The organism is Thiorhodococcus minor (assembly GCF_010820565.1).
GTDB classification, from domain to species: domain Bacteria; phylum Pseudomonadota; class Gammaproteobacteria; order Chromatiales; family Chromatiaceae; genus Thiorhodococcus; species Thiorhodococcus minor.
Genome location: NZ_JAAIJQ010000035.1, coordinates 26,982 through 44,117 on the forward strand (window position 1 = coordinate 26,982; position 17,136 = coordinate 44,117).

A 17,136-nucleotide genomic window follows, 5' to 3' on the forward strand; every position below is an offset into this window, starting at 1 on the left:
CTGGCCAGTCCGAGGTCATTGGCCGCCATCCTCAGCGCTCAGGGCCTATAGGAGCCCTTGCTGGACTCTAGAAAGCAGGAGATAGCATGTCCGAAGAAGGTCGTTTCACCATCCACTTGGAGCAGCGGGAAGGTTTCGAGATCAATGTGGCGTTCGATTGGAAGCGCGCCGCCGACCTGCTGATGGACGAGCCCCCGCCACTGGGTGAGCAGCATGGCCCCAACGCCTCGCGGGTGCTGGCCGCCGCCGCTGCAAACTGTCTGAGCGCCAGTCTGCTCTACTGCGTCTTCAAGGAGGAGCCGCCGGAGGATTGTCTCAAGGCCGAGGCGACCTGCATTCTGATCCGCAACGCACGCAAGCGCCTGCGCATCGGCGGGCTCGAGGTTCGGCTCATCGTTGCCGACGTGGTCAAGGAATCGGCGCGCTTCGGCCGCTGCAAGGATCTCTTCGAGGACTTCTGCGTCGTCTCCGCGAGCATCCGTGAGGGGATTCCCATGAAGGTGACGGTCGTCGACCAGGCCGGTGAGGTCCTCCATCGATCGGGCTAGTCCGATCGCCAGAGCGCGTCGCGTGGAATGGCGATGACTGCTGCCAGCCTTGCCGAATTGCCGCGAGCCGCCGAGGCGGTGCGCTCTGCCCTGTCGGAGGTCGGTCTCTCGCCAGAGCGCCCCGTGCTGGTGCTGGTCGGTGGAGCCTCGCGCATCTCGGCTGCGGTGAGCACGCGGCTCTCCAAGGTGCTCGGCTGCTTGACAGCCGTATTGGACGAGACGGGTGCCGCCGTCGTGGATGGCGGGACCGCCTTTGGCGTCATGGCAGCGATGGGAGAGGCGAGGCGGCGTGCCCGAGCGGGCTTCCCGCTGATCGGTGTCGCCGCGATGGGTACGGTTGATTCCGAGCGCTTGCCGGGGCACGCCCGCTGTGGGCGCATCCTCGATGCATGCGTGCCTGTCGGCGCTCGCGGCGTGGCGCTCGATCCCAATCACAGTCATTTCATACTGGTGCCAGGTGAGCGATGGGGCGATGAGTCGCCTTGGATCCACGCCGTTGCTCAGGCACTGGCAGGCCGCCGCCCGTCCCTGACCTTGGTCGCCGCGGGCGGCGAGTTCACGCGCTTGGATGTCGCTGGCTCGCTGGCCGCGCGACGGCCTTGCCTGGTCCTGGATGGATCGGGCGGCGTCTCGGATCTGCTGGCCGCTTGGGCGCGCGGAGAGGGCGGTCCGCCGGGTCCAGAGCTGACGGGGGGCGATCTCAGTCTGCTGCGGATCCTGGCGCTGGACACTGCCGAGGACTTCCTGCCCGATGTCCTGCGCGAAGCCTTCGCGCCGGAGGCGCGCGCCTGATGCGGCTCGGACGGCCCAGGATCATGATCTGCGGCACCCAGCCTCTGAGCGCGAAGGTCGCCGCGGGACTCGAAGCCGCCGGATACCAGGTGTGCCTGTTGAGCGAGGAGGTGCTCCTGAAGCGACCGCTGGCGCGAACCGCGATCCTGATTCTGGCCGAGCCGCTCGCGCCGGCGCGTCTCGTCGAGGCGGTGATGCGGCGCCACGCGCGGCGACGGGGCCTAGGGCGGCGTCTGACCCGTCTGCTCGTCATGCACCGCGACGACCCGCCTCCCGCGCTTCCAGCCCCAGAGCCCGACGCCGGTCTGCATGTCGAGACCTTTGGGGTGCATGGCCGAGCGGCACGGTCCTTGTTGATGCGCTGGCCGCTGCATCTCGCCATGGATCCCAGCTTCGGGCAGGTGCCGCACCTCCTGATCGCCGGCTTGACCGGCCCGACGCGGACCTATCTCCTGCAAGCGCTCAGGCTGATTCATTACGGCGAGTCCCGCCCAGGGGTAACGGTGCTCACGGCGAGTCCGGATCGCGATCTGGCCTCATTGACGGCGGCCTATCCGCAAATCCGCGAGATCGCGGATCTCGCCTTTGCGCCGTTCGCTGCGCCGGGCCTGGCGGGCAAGCCCAGGGTGACCCTGGTGCTCGTGGACCTTGGCGAGTCCGCGACCGAGCATCTGGCGCTAGCGCGGCACTTGGCCCGCGACATCGAGCAGGCGCAGCACGCCTCGCCGCCGATCCTGGTCGAGATCTCTGAGGCGAGGCCGACCGGACAGCTCGCCGACTGGGACGCTCAGCTGATCCCGGTCTCCTGGCTGGAGGAGGCTTGCCGCCCCGACGTCTTGCTCCAGGGGGCCGGCGATGCCGTGGCGCGCACCATCCACGAGCACTACTGCGACACCATCGCGGCGCAGGGGCGCGATCCTGGGGCCGAGCCCGCCGGCAAGCCCTGGGAGCAGCTCGCCAGCACCTATCGTCAGGCCAATCGGCATCAGGCCGATCATCTCTGGGCCAAGCTCGCCGTCACGGATTGCCTGGCGGTTCCGGAAGAGATCGTCGAGTCCTTCAGCTTCAGTCCGCTCGAGACCGAGCGGCTCGCCCTCATCGAGCATCAGCGCTGGGCCGCCGATCGCTATCTGGACGGCTGGAGCTATGCGCCTGAGCGTGACAACGTGCGCAAGCATCATCCTCAGCTCATCCCCTATGCGGCACTTTCCACGGCGATGAAGGATCTGGACAGGTTCGCCGTGCGCGGGCTGCCGACCCTGCTGGCGCGCTCCGGACTGGGTGTGGTCCGCATGCTGATCGTCGCCCTGCCGGATCCGCTGCCCGGCACCCAGCTCGATGCTCGGGCGCGGCGTGCGCTGCCCGCGGTGCTCGAGCGTCTCCAGGCGCGCTACCCGGACCGCGCCATGATGCTGGCGGCGACCTTGGGGCATGCAGATGTCCGCCGCATGGTCAGGCTGGCGCTGGAGCGGGCCGGGGGCGGCCTCATCTGGCTGATCGCTGATCCCATATCGACTTTGCTGGTCCGCCAAGCGGACGATGCCGCGCGGACGGATCTGCTCGCGCTCGGGGCGAGGGCATCGCGCCGGCTCATGCTGGACGGAGCGGAGGAGCTGCGCCGCTGGATTGCGGGGCGCGCGGAGATCGTCCTGCAGCTGGGCGCTGAGCAGCCGCTCGCTCGCCCTGCCAAGCGGGTCTCCATCGCGGCGCGGGGTGCCGCGCCGGTGTGGAATTTCGAGTACTGACCCGTATGCCGAGGTCGCGCGCCAACCGCCACTTCGTCCCGCGCCAGCGGGACGCCGCCCTCTTCTCCGGCCCAACTGGCTGGGTCGAGGGGATCGGGCTGGCGGGCCTGGCGCTCGCACGCTGTCTCGGGCTCTATCTCAGGATTCTCATCGGTAAGGCGCGCCTCGATCTGCCCGCCTTCGCGGCGTCACTGCGGCAGGCCGGGCTGTCCATCCTGCCGGCCATCACCCTGGTGAGCCTGGTGGTCGGCTTGATCCTGGGGCATCAGTCGCAGAGCATTCTAGGGCAGCTGGATCTGCCTGAGCTGATCTTGGCCTCCGGCGCCTACCTCGTGGTCATGGAGGTGATTCCCATCCTGGTCGGTATCCTCGTCGCCGGTCGGGCCGGTGTGGCGCTCGCGGTCCGTCAGGCGAGCCTCGCGGTCAGCGGCGAGATCGACGGCCTGCTGATCAATGGCGTCGATCCCATCCGCCTCACTCTGGGGCCAGTGCTGCTGGCCATGCTGCTCATGAGCTTCGCATTCACCGTTTGGGGCAGTCTGGTCACGCTCGGCGCCACCGGCCTTTGGCTCTGGGGCATGGCTGGGCTCTCGCCGGCGAGTCTACTGGACGCATTCGGGCGCGCCCTGGCGCCCGGCGACCTTGTCGAGGCCTTGCTCAAGCCATTGCTCTTCTCGCTGCTGGTCGCGGTCATCGCGACCGTCAACGGGACCGCGGCCGGCCGCGACCCGGAGGGCATCGGCCAGGCCGCGACGCGGACCATGATCGGTGCGGTGGCGGCCATCCTGGTCGCGGATCTCCTCATTGTGCTGCTGTTTCGGGAGTAGGCATGGGCTCAATGGCCTCGGCGACCATGGCCGATGAACGGGTGCTCGAGCTCAGTGGCGTCTATCAGCACGTCGAAGGGCGGATGGCGTTGAGCGATGTCGCCTTGACGGTCGCGCCTGGCGAGTGGCTCCTCGTCACCGGACCCAACGGCGCCGGCAAGACCCTGCTCGCTAGGCTCATCCTGGGGCTGGATCGGCCGTCGGCGGGTAGAATCCAGGTGCTCGGGCGCAGCCTGGATGCGCTCGACGGGGAGGCGCTGAGGGCACTGCGCCTAGACCTCGGCGGCGTCTTGCAGGGCGGCTCCCTGTTGGAGGGCGTGAGCGTGCTCGAGAATCTCTTGCTGCCGCTGCGCGATCGGCCGCTCAGTCGCGGTGCCCTGGCGCGCGCGGCACGTCTGGTGATGACATTGCTGAATCTGGATGGACTGGAGAATCAGTTGCCGCGAGCACTCTCGCTGGGCCAGCGGCGTTTGGTGGAGCTGGCGCGCGCCCTCATCCGCGAGCCGAAGGTGCTTGTCTGGGACGGTTTCTCCGAGGGCCTGGACCTTCCCGCCATGCGCGAGACCCTTGGGGTTCTGAGCGACCTGAGCCGTCACCGCGGGCTGGCGCTGGTGGCGACCGACAATCGGCCTGAGATCCTGGGGGATGCGCCGCATCGGGTTGCCGTGCTGGCGCGGGGGCGATGCCTCTTCACCGGGACCGGACATGAGCTGGAGGCTGCCCGCGAGACCAGTCTGGAGCTGCGCGCGGTGCTGGCGGGGACGGTTTGAGCATGGGCGACGGGCTTTCGGGCGATCGGCTGGATCGGCTCTATTCGCCCCCGGAGATCGGTGCGCCGGGCAAGCGGCGTGTCCAGGCGCAGCGGCGCGATCTGCTGTTGGCGGGCACTTTCGTCCTTGCCATGGCCGGTGTCGTGCTTGCGACGCTGGCCTTTCTGATGCCGAGTCTGCTTGGGCGGGCCTATCGGCTCGACGCCTATTTCGCGGACGCCAAGGGGCTGGATGTCGGGATGCAGGTGCTCCAGGCGGGCTATGTGATCGGCTTGGTCGAGCGCGTGCAGCCGATCTTCAGTGCCGATGGCCCCCTGGAGGACCCCTGCGAGATCTGGGGAGAGGCATCGACTGTGGATGCCACGCGTCGGCCCTGTTTTCGAGCGACGCTGCGTATCCAGCGCGATTGGCCGATTCCGGAGGATAGCCTGGCCCAGATCGGCGCTGAAGGCTTGCTCAAGGGCGATGCCATCAAGATCTTGCCGGGCAGCTCGCCGCAGCCCCTGGCTCATGGTCAAACCCTGCGCGTTCTGGGGCAGGAGCCGGACATCGTCGCCCGTCTCGGCGCTCTATCGGATTCGGTCCGGATCTTGGTGGACGAGTCCATCGCGCCCGCGGTCGAGAGCATCCATGCCCAGATTCGCGCCATCGAGACACTGGTGGGAACGGGCGAGGAGCAGGGCGAGAATCGCAAGCGGCTCGCGGGCGCCTTCGAGAGCCTGCAGGACCTTTCAGCGCGTCTGCGGGATGCGGTCGATCCCAAGGCGATCGCCGATATCCTTGCCTCCGTCAAGACGATGTCGGACAACCTGGCCGTGATGACATCCGAGCTGCGCGGCAGCACGGGCGACATCCAGGACGCCGTGACCAATTATGGCGATCTCGCTGTGGATGTGCGGCGCTTGGTCAAGGACAACAGACCCGCGCTTCAGGAATCGCTTGACGACGCACAATACCTGCTGCAAGAGCTGTCCGCGGCCTTGACGCCGATCCTGACCAACATCGAGGATGCCACCCGCAATCTGTCCGCCTTGTCGCGCGAGCTGCGGAAGGATCCCAAGTCGCTGCTCATGGAGCGTGAGGTCGAAGAGCCGACCCCCTGGTTTCGATGAATCTAGAAAGCGCAGTCAGCAGCCCGCGATCAGCCACCAGGCGTTGGTTTTCCGAGGCCTTCGGCGATCGAGGCTTTCATCCCTTCGGTAAGCTCCGGCTGGTACCCTGTGCCGGCCAAGTGACTGATCCTAAAGAGCTGGCCTTTGGTAGCTGGAAGCTGGCAGCTCTTTTCAGGATGAACGCAGACGCCTTGGAGTCGGGCAGGAGCTGTCAGCCCTCGCTGCGATCCGCGCCGCGGCGATTTCGCTTGGCTCTGCTCCTCATCGCGCTCGTCGCGCTGCTCGCTGCCTGCGGCACGGCACCCCCGCTCCCGCGCGATCGCTATTACGCCCTCGAGCCCGATGGCTCGGCACCGACGGCGGGCCAGCTCGTTGCCGCCATCCTGCAGGTCAACGATCTGGCCGCGCGGGGCTTCTTGGGCGGGCGACAGATCCTCTACCGCACCCAGGAGCAGCCGCTCGTCGTCGAGCGTTACGAAACCTATCTCTGGGAGGTGCCGGCGCCGCGGGCCTTGGCCGCCATCCTCGTCGAGACCATTCGCGATGTCGGACTCTTCCGGCACGTGGTGATCCCGGCCGACCGGGCCAAGCCGGATCTGCTGTTGGGTGGCGAGGTCGAGCGCTTCGAGCATCGACCGACTGAGCGACCGCCCCTGGTCTTGGCGAAGCTCAACCTGTCGTTGGTCAGGACCAATGATAGGCGCTCACTTTGGACGCGCCAATACAGCGGCCAGGAGCCGGTCTCCGCCGATACCCCAGACGCCATGGCGGAGGCCTTCAACCGTCTGGCGCGGCGCTTGGCCTTGGAGGTCACGCGTGATCTGGTCGCCCTGGGGACCAAGCTGGAGTCGACCGCCAGACCCTGAGTTGTGCTTGTCAGTTGTCACGGCTTGGGTGGGTGCGCAGGAGGTCGCGGTATCTGGCCGCTTCCTCGATCAAGGCGAGCCGACTGCGCTCGCGGCCCCAGTGCTCGACGAGCGAGGCATCCGTGCCTGCTGAGTCATTCCAAAGCCGCCAGACGAGTGCCGTGTCGCTCCAGTATCCGGCGACGACCGTCTTGCCGCTGGCGTCGAAGGTTGCGCCCGTGATACCGCCGAGATCGGCATCCATCACCAGGTAGGGCGTGATTGGCAGCTTCTGCGCGCGCTGGGGGCGCTTCCAGATGGCGAGCGTGCCGTCGCGCGAGGCGGTCATGATCCACTGCCCGTCTGGGCTGAAGCTCGCGGAGGTGACGCGATTCTCATGCCCGCTGAGCTCGGCGAGCAGCTCGCCCTCGACCGACCAGACGTGGGCCTTGGCCTCGAAGGCGGCGGTTACCAGGGCCTTGCCGTCGGGGGCGAGCTGCACGTCGTAGAGCCGCCCCGCGTCGGGATCGAGGTAGCGCGGCGTCCCGCATCCGTCCTCTCGCAGCTCGACCAATGAGGCGCGCCCGTCACGGCTCGCCGCGGCGAGCCAGCGTCCCTCTGAAGAAAGGCTGAGGGCGTAGATGGATGCGCGGTGTGCCTCGATGCTGCATAGGCGCGACCAGCGCCCGCTGTCGTCGAGGCGTCTGAGATGCAGTCCACCATCCGCGTCGCCGACCGCCAGCAGCATGCCTTTCCGGGCGGCTGGCGCGACGGCAAGGGCTCGGGCCGCACTACGCAGATCGGCGAAGACCTCCGGCCGTGCGACCGCCGAGCAGTGCGCCGCATCCCAGACGCGAACCGGCTGCTCGGCGTCGCTGGAGGCGGTGAAGAGCCACTGCTCGTCCGGCGAGAAGGCGACCTGATAGACGTCCGGACAGTCCGCGGATCCGCCGTCCGCGCAGTCGTTCGGGGTCGAGGACAGCTCGAGCCGACAGCCTTCTCCGCTTGCCAGCTCCCAGAGCCGCGCCGTGCCGTCCGAGCTGGCGCTTGCCAGCCAACGGCGAGAAGGCGAGAAGGCGATGTGGCGGATGCGGTCTTGGTGACCCTCTAGCGTGCGCTCCTTGACGGGTGCCTGGGATCCGGGCGTATAGGTCCAGAGACCGATGCGTCCGTCGTAGGATGCGGTCGCGACCAGGAGGTCGGTGTCGCCATCGGTCGCTCTGCCGAGGTCGGCGACGGCAACGGCCCTGACGTGGTCATTCTGGGGGAGTCGAAAAGCGAGCCCATTCTCCGGTGTGACGGACCAGAGTCGCGCTGAGCCGTCGCGGTCGGAGGCTGTCATCACGCTTTGACCGTCCTGGGTGAAGCGCGCCTTGGCGATCGCGGCGTCGTGGCTGAAGACGGCCACCGGCTTGCCGCTCTCCAGCTGCCAGAGCCGCGCCGTCTTGTCTTGCGAGAGGCTGAGCACCAGGTGCTCGCCGAGACGCGGATCCAGCGCTGGACTGATGCTGACGTCATCGATCGCGAGATCGTGCTCGCCGAGGATTTCGGCGCTCCCCTCCTCGAGGTTCCAGCGCACCAGTTGTCCGGTGCCGTCGCCAGCCACGATCGCGCTGCCATCCGGGCTGAACGCGAGGGCGCGAACCGAGGATTCGTGGATACGGACGCTGCGGCCGCCGCGCTCGATCTGTCCCAGCACCCTGAGCTGAGTGCCTTGTCGGTCGAAGACATACAGCTGCTCGTCGAGCGTCGCCACGGCGATCTGCCGTCCGTCCGGGCTGAAGACCACCTCTCTTGCGGGTCGGCGGAAACGGCCCTCCTTGGGCAGGGTGCCCAGCTGGGTGCCGTCGGCGGCATCCAGAACCAGCACCCGGCCCGCCCTCGATGCGGCCAGGATGCGCGCGCCGTCCGGGCTCAGTGCAAGGTCCCAGATGGCGTCCTCGGGGAAGACCTGCCGCCATGCGGCATCGCCTGGCTGGCTCAAATCAACGCGACAGAGCGCGGTCTCTTTCTCGTCCGTCGCGTATTCGACGATGAGGAAGCGCCCGCTGGGATCGATGGCGACATCCTGGCCTTCCGGTCCGCCGCAGGGCCAGGTGGGCGGCTGCTCGGCGCTGGCCGGCAGCTGCCAGATACCCGATGCGCCCAGGCCGAGCACCTGAGCCGCGCTGCCCCGGCCGGCGACGCGCAGGTCGTGGATCGGCAGCTCGGGGCCGGCGAGAAGCTCGGTTGGCTCGAATCGTCCATCCGTCAGTTGCCAGCGCTCGGCGCCGTGCTGGCGAGAGAAGGTGACCACGGCCCCGCCGTCCTCCAGGAAGGCGGGGGCGACTGGCCTTGACGCTCGCCCCCCAGGCGGTTTGGCGATGGCGAGCAGCCGATTGCCGGCGAGGGCATGTGCGATACGGTCGACGGCCTCCGCGGGGAGATAGGGGCCGGCCTCCCAGGCGAGGCGCATGGCCTTGGGCGTGTTGCCGCGATCGATGGCGATATCCGCCTCGTGGAGCTGGCTGCGCCCTGCATTGAGCGCGGCCTCATGGCGTGCGTCCCAGATAGCATAGGTGGCAACACTGGCGAAGAGCAGCAGTAGGCCCAGGGTGGAGCCAATGGTCAAGCGGTTGCGGCGGCGCTCGAAGTGGATGAATGCCCGGGAGTGGTCGAGAAATTCCCGCTCCAGCGGCTCGAGCTCATCGGCGAAGGGCTCGGCGAAGCCCTGGGCCGCCGCGAAACCGACCTCTCCGAGAAGGTGCTCGCGATTGCAGTCGGTGCGCTTCCAAAGCCGAGCCTGGCGCGAGATCTGGCTGCGCAGCGCCAGGGTGCGTCGATTCTCCGCATCCGCGAGCCAGTCTCGGATGGGGCGCCATTGCGAGAGCAATGCCGGGTGGGCGAGCTCTGCGGTGGACTGGTACTGGCCCCAGCGGGCTGCGTCGTAGGGCCGCGTCTCGCCGTCCGGGCCAGCCGCCGCCGGTGTCTCCAAGATGGCGTCGAGCCGCTCGGAATCGTCCTTGAGCCGCAGGCGTGCCCACCATTCGTCACGGGTCTGGATCAGTGCCTCCCGAAAGTAGCCGAGCAGGCCGAGCTCTGGCGTCGGGCATGTGCTGGAGATCGCTGCATCCTCCCGCGCCTCGACGACGGCGAGTCGAGCGTCGATCAGCGCCGCCAACAGCTTGGCGCAGCCAGGATCGCTGAGCAGGGCTGGAAGATCGGCTTCGCGGGGCAATGGGCGGAGGCCGCCCGCACCGTCCACGCCAATCAGGGCGCGGCATAGCCTGGGCAGCGCGGCGCGCGCATCCTCCGGCAAGCCCTGCCAGACCTCAGCGGCGCGGCGTGCAGCGGCTCCGGCGAGTCCGCCGATGGCCCGGTAGTCCCTGAGGTTGAGGACTGGCGCCAGGGCTCCATCCTCGGTGCGCTCCAGGGCGGTCTCGTAGAGGTCGCTCAGGGTGTGCTGCACGAGCGGGAGCCAGTGAGGTGTGATACCGGCATCCGATTCCAGGGAATCGGCCAAGCCGGTCGTGCTCGCGCTTCCCTTGTCCTCGTACTCGATGCCGGCGATGCGAGCCGGAATCTCCAGGATCTGGCGAATCCGGCTGGGGGCGGGCGGGTCCAGGCGATAGAGGCCGTCGCCGCTCAGAGCGTCCGCGAGTCCCGGAAGCCCGGGCAGACCTGGCAGCAGGTCGCTGCGCAAGGTGGCGATGACCCAGATGCCGTCTTGGCGGGCGAGCGCGGACAGCGCCAGGGACAGGGATGGGGCGGACGGGTGCTCGGCACTGAGCAGGGGGTCGATCGGGTCCAGAACGATCGCGAGCTGCGATCTGCCGTCGCCGTCGGACAGGGCGGCTCTGCGCTCGGATTCGGCGACGTCGAGCGCGGCGCGGACCTGTGCCACGCCGATCTGCGGCTCGGTCGCAAGCAAGCGAGCGAGCGGCTCGGGGGGCAGTCCCAGCTTGGCGAAGGCGCCGCCGAGGGCCTTGCTCTCGGTCAGCGCACGCGACAGCGCGAGCATGGGGTCGCTGGCCGCTTGGAGCTCGACGAGACACCAGCGGCAGCTCGAGACACTGGAGAAGAGGAAGGGGCGCCGCAGTTGGGGCAGCAGCCCGGCACGCACCAAGGAGGATTTGCCTGCTCCGCTGGGGCCGGTGACGAGAAGCAGGCCGTGACCCTCGCCACTCATGGCGTCGAGCTTGGCGATGAGGTCGCGGCTCTCGACCTCTCGGCCGGTGAAGATGCGCTGGTCGCCGATGTCGTAGGCTCGCCCGGGCCGGAAGGGACTGCCGCGCCAGTCGGCGGCGCCGGCCGCGAAACGGCGCTCCGCGCTGATGCGGCGATTGAGCAGCTTGCGCAGCTGTGTCTCGACGAGATCGCGAAAGGTGGCGTCGCTGTCGAACTGGCGAAAGGCGCGCCGAAAGCTGCCGTCCGGGTTGAAGAAGTGGGTCCGGAAGAAGCCTTCCAGCCGCTCGCGATCCGCAACGGCGTCGCGAATCGCCTCCGGGCTGTTGATGTCGACGAGCCGAGGGGATGTCTTCCTGTAGACCAAGACCTCCGGGGCCGCGTTGCGCGCCGACGCCTCGATGGCATCGACGAACTCCCATTCCGTCCCCGTCATGCCGCCGTAGGGGTCGTCCGCCAGCGGCGTGCCGAGTCGCGTCCACAGCATGACGATGACGATCTCGCACTCCGAAGGGCGTAAGAGGCCCGCCTGAAAGCTGCGGGCGGCGGTCAAGGCTTCTTCTTCCCAAAGCACGGCCTGGACGTTGAAGTAGGGCAGGTACTCCTGGGCCAGGGAGTGAACGATGTCCCGGAGGAGCGCGCGCTCGTGCTCGACATCCGACGGCGAGGAGATGAAGATCCGGACCTGGGGCTCTGTCATGGCTTGGAGTATCCGCCGATGGTGGTTGTTTCGAGCTCTGGCAGCGGTGCTCGAGGTCTGCGGGATTGCGCCCGCTGAGCAAGGGTCCGCTGAGCATGGGCTGGCGAAGCGATCGCCGTGCGCCCGCGCGTTTCGCGAAGGCGTTCGCATCCCTTGCCGACACAAAGCCAGAATCGCAGGTTACAATGCATTTTGGCGGAATAAATGGCTGTAAGTGCCTGGCTTCGAGTGCTTCCAGAGCGATGCGGGGCGGACGAGCGATCGGCGGATTGGGGCTGGCGACCTCTCGCTCCGAAACGCTCCAGGGAGTGATGATGGGCGGCTCGTGGCTTGGACTGAGCGCGCGGTCGACAGTCGGGTGGCGGCTGTGTCATGCGTGTCCGACGTATCCTGACCCAGGCGATCCCTTGGGGCAGCGCGGCAAGGGAAGCATGTCGACCCTGAGTAGCGGAGGCGGCCGTCGTTCTCGGCTGCTTCCTATCAATGGAGGAACCTAACATGTTCCACCAAGAGACGGCCGATGCCGAGCATTTCGAGCAAGTCATCGTGCAGGCGGTCAGGCAGATCCTGACGCGACCGGATCAAGGCGCATTCCTGCGCTGGGCCAGGGCTCGCATTCCCGAGATCCTCGGGCTGGTGGATGCGCATCTCGACCCGCTCGAGGTGCAGCGTTTGGCGACCCTCCTGGCGACCGTGATCTGGAACGCGACGCCCCAGCCCACCAATGCCTTCCAGCCGATTCCCATGGACGCCCCGGCGCCAGAGGCGCCCTGCTTCTGCGGCTCGGGCCTGAGCTATGCGAGCTGCTGCGGCAACTTCGACGACATGCCGGAGCTCTCCAGCGAGCTGATCTGGGAGATCCTCCTCGACGAGCTGCCGGAGCGCGTGCTGCGCGATGCGCTCGCCCTGGGCGCGGTGCCTGGTCCCCTATTGGCGAAGATCGCCGACCGTTGGCTTGACGAGGACCGCCCGGGGCGCGTGGTTAGCCTCCTGGAGCCGCTCTTCGCCGGTCCGCTGGTTGCGCTGGACGCGCGTTTCGAGCCGGCGCTCGACATCCTTTGCGATGCCTATGACCGACTCGACCATTGGCGCAAGAAGCGCCTCTTCCTAGATCGCGTTTGCACCGAGGGCAGTCGCGAGCTGCAGGCGGCGGCCTGGCAGCGCCGCAGCACTATCCACATCGATGAAGGGGATTACGCCGAGGCCGAGAACGCCTTTACCGCCGCCTTGCGCAGCAGCCCGGACAATCCCAGCACGGCGCTGTTGGAGATCACCTTGCTGGCGGCGCAGCACAAGGACTGGCATGCGCAGGAGCGCGCGCGCTTCTGGCTTCACAAGCTGCGGCGCTTGGGCTATCGCGACGAGGGTTTCATGGACTTCCTCGAGCGGGCGGTCCTCGACCCCCAGGATGCCATGGTCAGCAGTCACGCGGACGCCCTGGATCCGGCGCTCGTCGACCTCACGGATTGGATGACGGTGATCGCGGCGAGGCCGCTGCCGAGCTATGGGGTGGCCGCGATCAAGACCGCCACCAAGCTGACGGCGCGTGTCGAGCAGCCAGACCTCTTCGACGATCGGGATGATGACGTCTCGGGGCGGCTCCGCGGCGGCTCGATGCTGCCGCGCGGTCTTGCCGCCGCGCTGCGAGCGCCGGCTCAGACGCGCCCGTTGGAGTCCTTCTGGCGCTCGCTCTATCCCGGTGGCAAGCCGGCGTCGACGCATTTGACACTGCAAGTCGGCGCCGACGTGTGGGAGGAGTCTGCCTGGATCGATTACCTGCTCGCCCACCCGGAGCTCTCGGACAGCCTGGACGTGCTCGACGACTTGGCGACGGCGCTCTACGAGCATCCGGAAAGCGCCCTGCCTTGGATCTCGCACGCCTTGCTCAGTCCCTTGCTGGATCGCGCCTGGGCGATCGTGCAAGCCGCGCTGCCGGCCGAGGACCCGCGCTTTTTGCCATGGTCGTGCGAGGTCAATCGGCCGGCGTTGCGGCTGTTGTTCCGCCGCTATCTCTCCCAATCGCAGGAGGGCCGGCACGCCGGCGCCATCGAGACGCTCGAGACCCTGCTGCGTCTCAATCCGCAGGACAATCATGGGGCGCGCGCCGAGCTGATGAATCACTATCTGCGCGATGGCGAGGACGAGCGCGCAGTGGCCTTGGCGCAGCGTTTCCCGGACGATCTGCTCGCCGACCTCGCCTATGGCGAAGTGCTGGCGCTCTATCGCCTCGGCCGTCAGGACCGCGCCCGCTCCGCGCTGAAGACGGCGGTGCGGCGCCTGCCGCGAATTCCCCAGTATTTGACACGCAAGCGCATCAAGCAGCCGCGCCTCAGTCCCTTGGGCGTCACCCCGGGCGGGGACGATCAGGCCTGGCTCTATCGGGAGGCGATGCTGGACGTTTGGGCCGCCGAACCGGGCATTTTGGCGTGGCTGAAGCGCTGCACGGTCAGATGATGCTCCACCGACTATAGGAGACCTAACGTGGAAGCACAGTATCGAATCCTCTACTCCGGCAATCTGCTGCCAGGGCAGGAGCTTTCCGAGGTGGTACCGCGCCTCGCCAAGAAATTCCGGATGAAGGAAGAGACCGCCCGCGACCTCATTCTGAAAGGTGGCGGGCGGGTGCTGAAGCAGAATCTCAGCGCGGCGGATGCCGAGCGTTATCGGGCGGCCATGACGGCCGTGGGCTTGGTGATTACCATCGAGCCGCAGACGGTGGCTCCAGCGCAGGAAGACTCGCTTCTGCGGCCCTACCCAGACCCCGCGGAGAAGCCGCAGGCGCCGAGCCTCGTGAAGCGCCCTGGGGGCAAGGACAAGCCTCGCCCGAAGCCGGATGGGAGCTGGTCCGTCTGTCCCAAGTGCGGGGCTGCCGAAGTGTCCGATCTCACCGGCGTCTGTCAGGCTTGCGGCGTGGTGGTAGAGCGTTACCTGGCATCGCGCGGGCAGTCTGAGGACACAGCTGGCGCGGCGCAGAACCCCTATGCACCGCCGGTGGCGGACCTGACGCCGCCCCCCCTAGAGGATGGTGGCGAAAACACGCTCTATCCTCCGCGAGGCGTCGGGGCCGGGCGTGGCTGGGGGTGGATCGCCGAGGCCTGGGAGCTGTTCAGGGATGCGCCAGGGGGGTGGATTGGTGCTCTGCTGCTCTTCTACGTGATTGTGATCGTGCTCAGCCTCATCCCGTTCTTGGGGAGCTTGGCGACGACCATCTTGGGGCCGATGCTCACGGCCGGGCTCATCATGGGGGCGCATGCCCAGCATCAGGGCGAGGGCTTCAGCGTCAGCCGTCTGTTCGCAGGCGTTTCGGAGAAGCCTGGCCCGCTCGCCTTGGTCGGCGTCGTCTACCTGCTTTTCGCGCTTCTGATCGGCCTCATCATCGGCGGGCTCTTCGCCGTGATGATCGGTACATCGGGGATGATGACGCCCGATGCTGCGATGGATCCGGCGGATCTGGAGGCCATGATGGCTGGGCCCAGCTTCTTGCTGCCCATTCTCTTCGCCTTGCTCTTGGGCATTCCCTTGGCCATGGCGATGTTCTTCGCGCCAGCGCTCGTGGCCCTGAACGATGTGCCCGTTTTCAAGGCGTTCCAGCTAAGCTTCATGGGCTGCCTGAAGAACATCTTGCCCTTCCTGGTCTATGGCCTGATCGCCATGGTGCTGGTCATCCTGGGGGCGCTGCCCCTGATGCTCGGTCTGCTCGTGGTCATGCCGGTGCTGACGATCGCCCTCTATACGGCGTATCGCGACATCTTCTATCGATAGTCGGCGGGTGCCCCATCCGGGCGTTCTTACCTGTGAACTGTGCACGAGGTCATTGGGCCTTCGTGCGCGCGCCCTTTAGGCCCGTCATCAAGCGACGCAATGGCGCGGTGAGACGCCAGGAGGTCGATCGGCGTAGGGCTGTGATCTCCTGGCGCGCTGAGTCCAGCGCCATCCCGTGCTCCTGGAGCTGGGCAGTTGCCTCGGCGAGCTGCCGGCGAAGCGTCTCCGCATCGTTTTGGGTGCGCCTAGCCACGTCGACCAGCCCCTCTAGCTCCAGTGCGCGATCATGGGCCGACCGCTCCGCCGCCATTCGCCGCCGGGCTTGCCGAGCGATGACGGTGCGCAGCTCGGACGGACTCCAGGTCGCTTGCCACTTGGCGAATGCGGCGTCGAGCGAAGGATCTTCGAGCGCTGTGTCCGCTACCTTCGTCTCCGGCGGCTGAGCCGGCTTGCTTGGGATGCGAACGCTGGAATGCTCGACGGGCAGGAAGTTGGTCTTTCGCGAGAGCTGGACCAGAAAATCCCACGCATATCCCTCTGCAAGCGACTCGTCGAATCGGCATCTGTCCTCGACAAGCTCGCGTGCGATCAGGAAGCGCGCGAGCGAGAACTGGGCGCCGCTCCAAAGCTCGAGTCGATCGAGGTGTTGAGCAGGGCTTGCTTGCGCAGGGGTGCTCTTGGCCGTTTCCTCGGCTACATGGACCATGGAATAGGCGCAGCGGGCATCTTCGGTGGCTGTGAGTGCGCCGACCATGACGCTGATGTGGTCGGGGTGAAGCATGCTGCCATCCGTCAAGATGGCCACAAAGTCGCCCTTGGCCGCCTCTAAGGCCAGGTTGAGGAAGTGTGCCTGAGATCGAGGGCTCTCGGCGTCCAGCTGGCGAACGGGAAACCGCTCGGCCCAGGTTGGCGAGTCTTCGCATTGCGGCATCAAGATCTCGATGTTCGGGTAGGTTTGGATTGCAATGGAGTCCAGCGTGTCCTTAGCATGGGCGATTTGAGCATGATGGGTTTGGTCCCAGCCGATGATGGCGCTTACCAGCGGAAGGGGTGTCGTTTCGGCCGAGCCGTTCTGCGTGTAATAGACGCCGGGGCGGATCATGCGCAGCGGATCGCGCGCGAGCTCGCGCCGATCGAGGATCCGATAGGCTTCCGCGGCTCGCACCCTAGGTGCTAGGGTGTAGGTGCGATAGGTGTTGAGGGCCAGGATGTGCGCGTCGTAGCGTTGCTGCGCCAGCTGACTCGCGAAGCAGCCGATGGCGGCCCGTTTGCGCTCGACCAAGTCGGTGATGTCGAGCAGGTGGTTTGGATGTAGGGGCACGCCGACCTCGTACATCGCCAATCGCAGGGGACGCGAGCAGCGTCGCGCGGCTTCCGCCGTTGCCAGTGCCAAGACGAAGTGATCGGGGTGCATCTCCCACCAGGATGGCGCGTACACAAGCTCTGCTCGTTGCGTCTCGATGGCGGCGAGGATGCGCTCGATCAGTGGCTCGCCATAGGTGAGGCCACGATCGGGGAGTCCCCAGAAATCCGGGACCCCGTAACCGAGCACGGCAGCAGCCTGGCGGCTTTCCTGCTGCCGAGCCTGCGCTTGGGCGTGTCGATCCTGCCCGCTGCCGAAGGCGCCGTCCGTGACGATGACGGCTTGAACCGGCTCGCCCGCCGCGACGTGCCGCATGATCGCGCCGCCGCAGCCGAGCACCTCGTCGTCCGGGTGGGGCGCCAAGACCAGTGCGCTTGCGCCGGGCATGGCTGTGTCGGCGTCGTAGGGAATGAAGTCGTGCTCGCGGATTTTCATCAGTTTCTAGGTGGTTGTTTTGGTCAGCTATTCGGTCTCTTGGACATCTCAGCCCAAAAGCCCCGCCGTGAGT

Annotated in this window: 11 protein-coding genes; 9 read left to right on the forward strand and 2 right to left on the reverse strand. The window is 67.3% G+C overall.

The window, feature by feature from the left end:
- The first annotated feature begins 86 nt into the window (after window positions 1-86).
- The 7 genes from G3446_RS13045 to G3446_RS13075 all read left to right on the forward strand — a co-directional run bounded on the left by G3446_RS13045 (window position 87) and on the right by G3446_RS13075 (window position 6,660).
- The gene (locus G3446_RS13045) at window positions 87-548 is read left to right on the forward strand and encodes an OsmC family protein (protein WP_164453272.1); all 462 of its coding nucleotides are present in this window, start codon (window positions 87-89) and stop codon (window positions 546-548) included.
- 33 nt (window positions 549-581) lie between these two features.
- Complete coding sequence (locus G3446_RS13050) at window positions 582-1,340, forward strand: hypothetical protein (RefSeq protein WP_245232479.1); 759 nt, start codon at window positions 582-584, stop codon at window positions 1,338-1,340.
- The gene (locus tag G3446_RS13055; protein WP_164453274.1) at window positions 1,340-3,085 is read left to right on the forward strand and encodes a RyR domain-containing protein; all 1,746 of its coding nucleotides are present in this window, start codon (window positions 1,340-1,342) and stop codon (window positions 3,083-3,085) included. The genes G3446_RS13050 and G3446_RS13055 overlap by 1 nt, the downstream gene beginning before the upstream one ends.
- A gap of 5 nt (window positions 3,086-3,090) precedes the next feature.
- Complete coding sequence (locus tag G3446_RS13060) at window positions 3,091-3,912, forward strand: MlaE family ABC transporter permease (RefSeq protein WP_164453275.1); 822 nt, start codon at window positions 3,091-3,093, stop codon at window positions 3,910-3,912.
- Window positions 3,913-3,914: 2 nt separating this feature from the next.
- Window positions 3,915-4,682: an ATP-binding cassette domain-containing protein gene (locus G3446_RS13065; RefSeq protein WP_245232480.1), complete on the forward strand. Its 768-nt coding sequence runs from the start codon at window positions 3,915-3,917 to the stop codon at window positions 4,680-4,682.
- Between the two features lie 2 nt (window positions 4,683-4,684).
- Window positions 4,685-5,794, forward strand: a complete 1,110-nt coding sequence (locus G3446_RS13070; RefSeq protein WP_164453276.1) for an MlaD family protein — start codon at window positions 4,685-4,687, stop codon at window positions 5,792-5,794.
- 248 nt (window positions 5,795-6,042) lie between these two features.
- Window positions 6,043-6,660, forward strand: coding sequence for an ABC-type transport auxiliary lipoprotein family protein (locus tag G3446_RS13075; protein WP_245232481.1), 618 nt, complete (start codon window positions 6,043-6,045; stop codon window positions 6,658-6,660).
- Window positions 6,661-6,670: 10 nt separating this feature from the next.
- On the opposite strand, the gene G3446_RS13080 is transcribed toward G3446_RS13075, so the two are convergent.
- The gene (locus tag G3446_RS13080; protein ID WP_164453278.1) at window positions 6,671-11,503 is read right to left on the reverse strand and encodes an nSTAND1 domain-containing NTPase; all 4,833 of its coding nucleotides are present in this window, start codon (window positions 11,501-11,503) and stop codon (window positions 6,671-6,673) included.
- A gap of 498 nt (window positions 11,504-12,001) precedes the next feature.
- On the opposite strand from G3446_RS13080, the gene G3446_RS13085 reads away from it, so the two are divergent.
- Both G3446_RS13085 and G3446_RS13090 read left to right on the forward strand, forming a co-directional pair.
- Window positions 12,002-13,957: a tetratricopeptide repeat protein gene (locus G3446_RS13085; protein WP_164453279.1), complete on the forward strand. Its 1,956-nt coding sequence runs from the start codon at window positions 12,002-12,004 to the stop codon at window positions 13,955-13,957.
- 27 nt (window positions 13,958-13,984) lie between these two features.
- Window positions 13,985-15,265, forward strand: a complete 1,281-nt coding sequence (locus G3446_RS13090) for a BPSS1780 family membrane protein (protein ID WP_164453280.1) — start codon at window positions 13,985-13,987, stop codon at window positions 15,263-15,265.
- A gap of 49 nt (window positions 15,266-15,314) precedes the next feature.
- Here G3446_RS13090 and G3446_RS13095 read toward each other — a convergent pair whose 3' ends face one another.
- Window positions 15,315-17,063 (reverse strand): PIG-L family deacetylase, encoded by a 1,749-nt coding sequence (locus G3446_RS13095; protein ID WP_164453281.1) that lies wholly within the window; start codon window positions 17,061-17,063, stop codon window positions 15,315-15,317.
- Window positions 17,064-17,136: the final 73 nt, after the last annotated feature.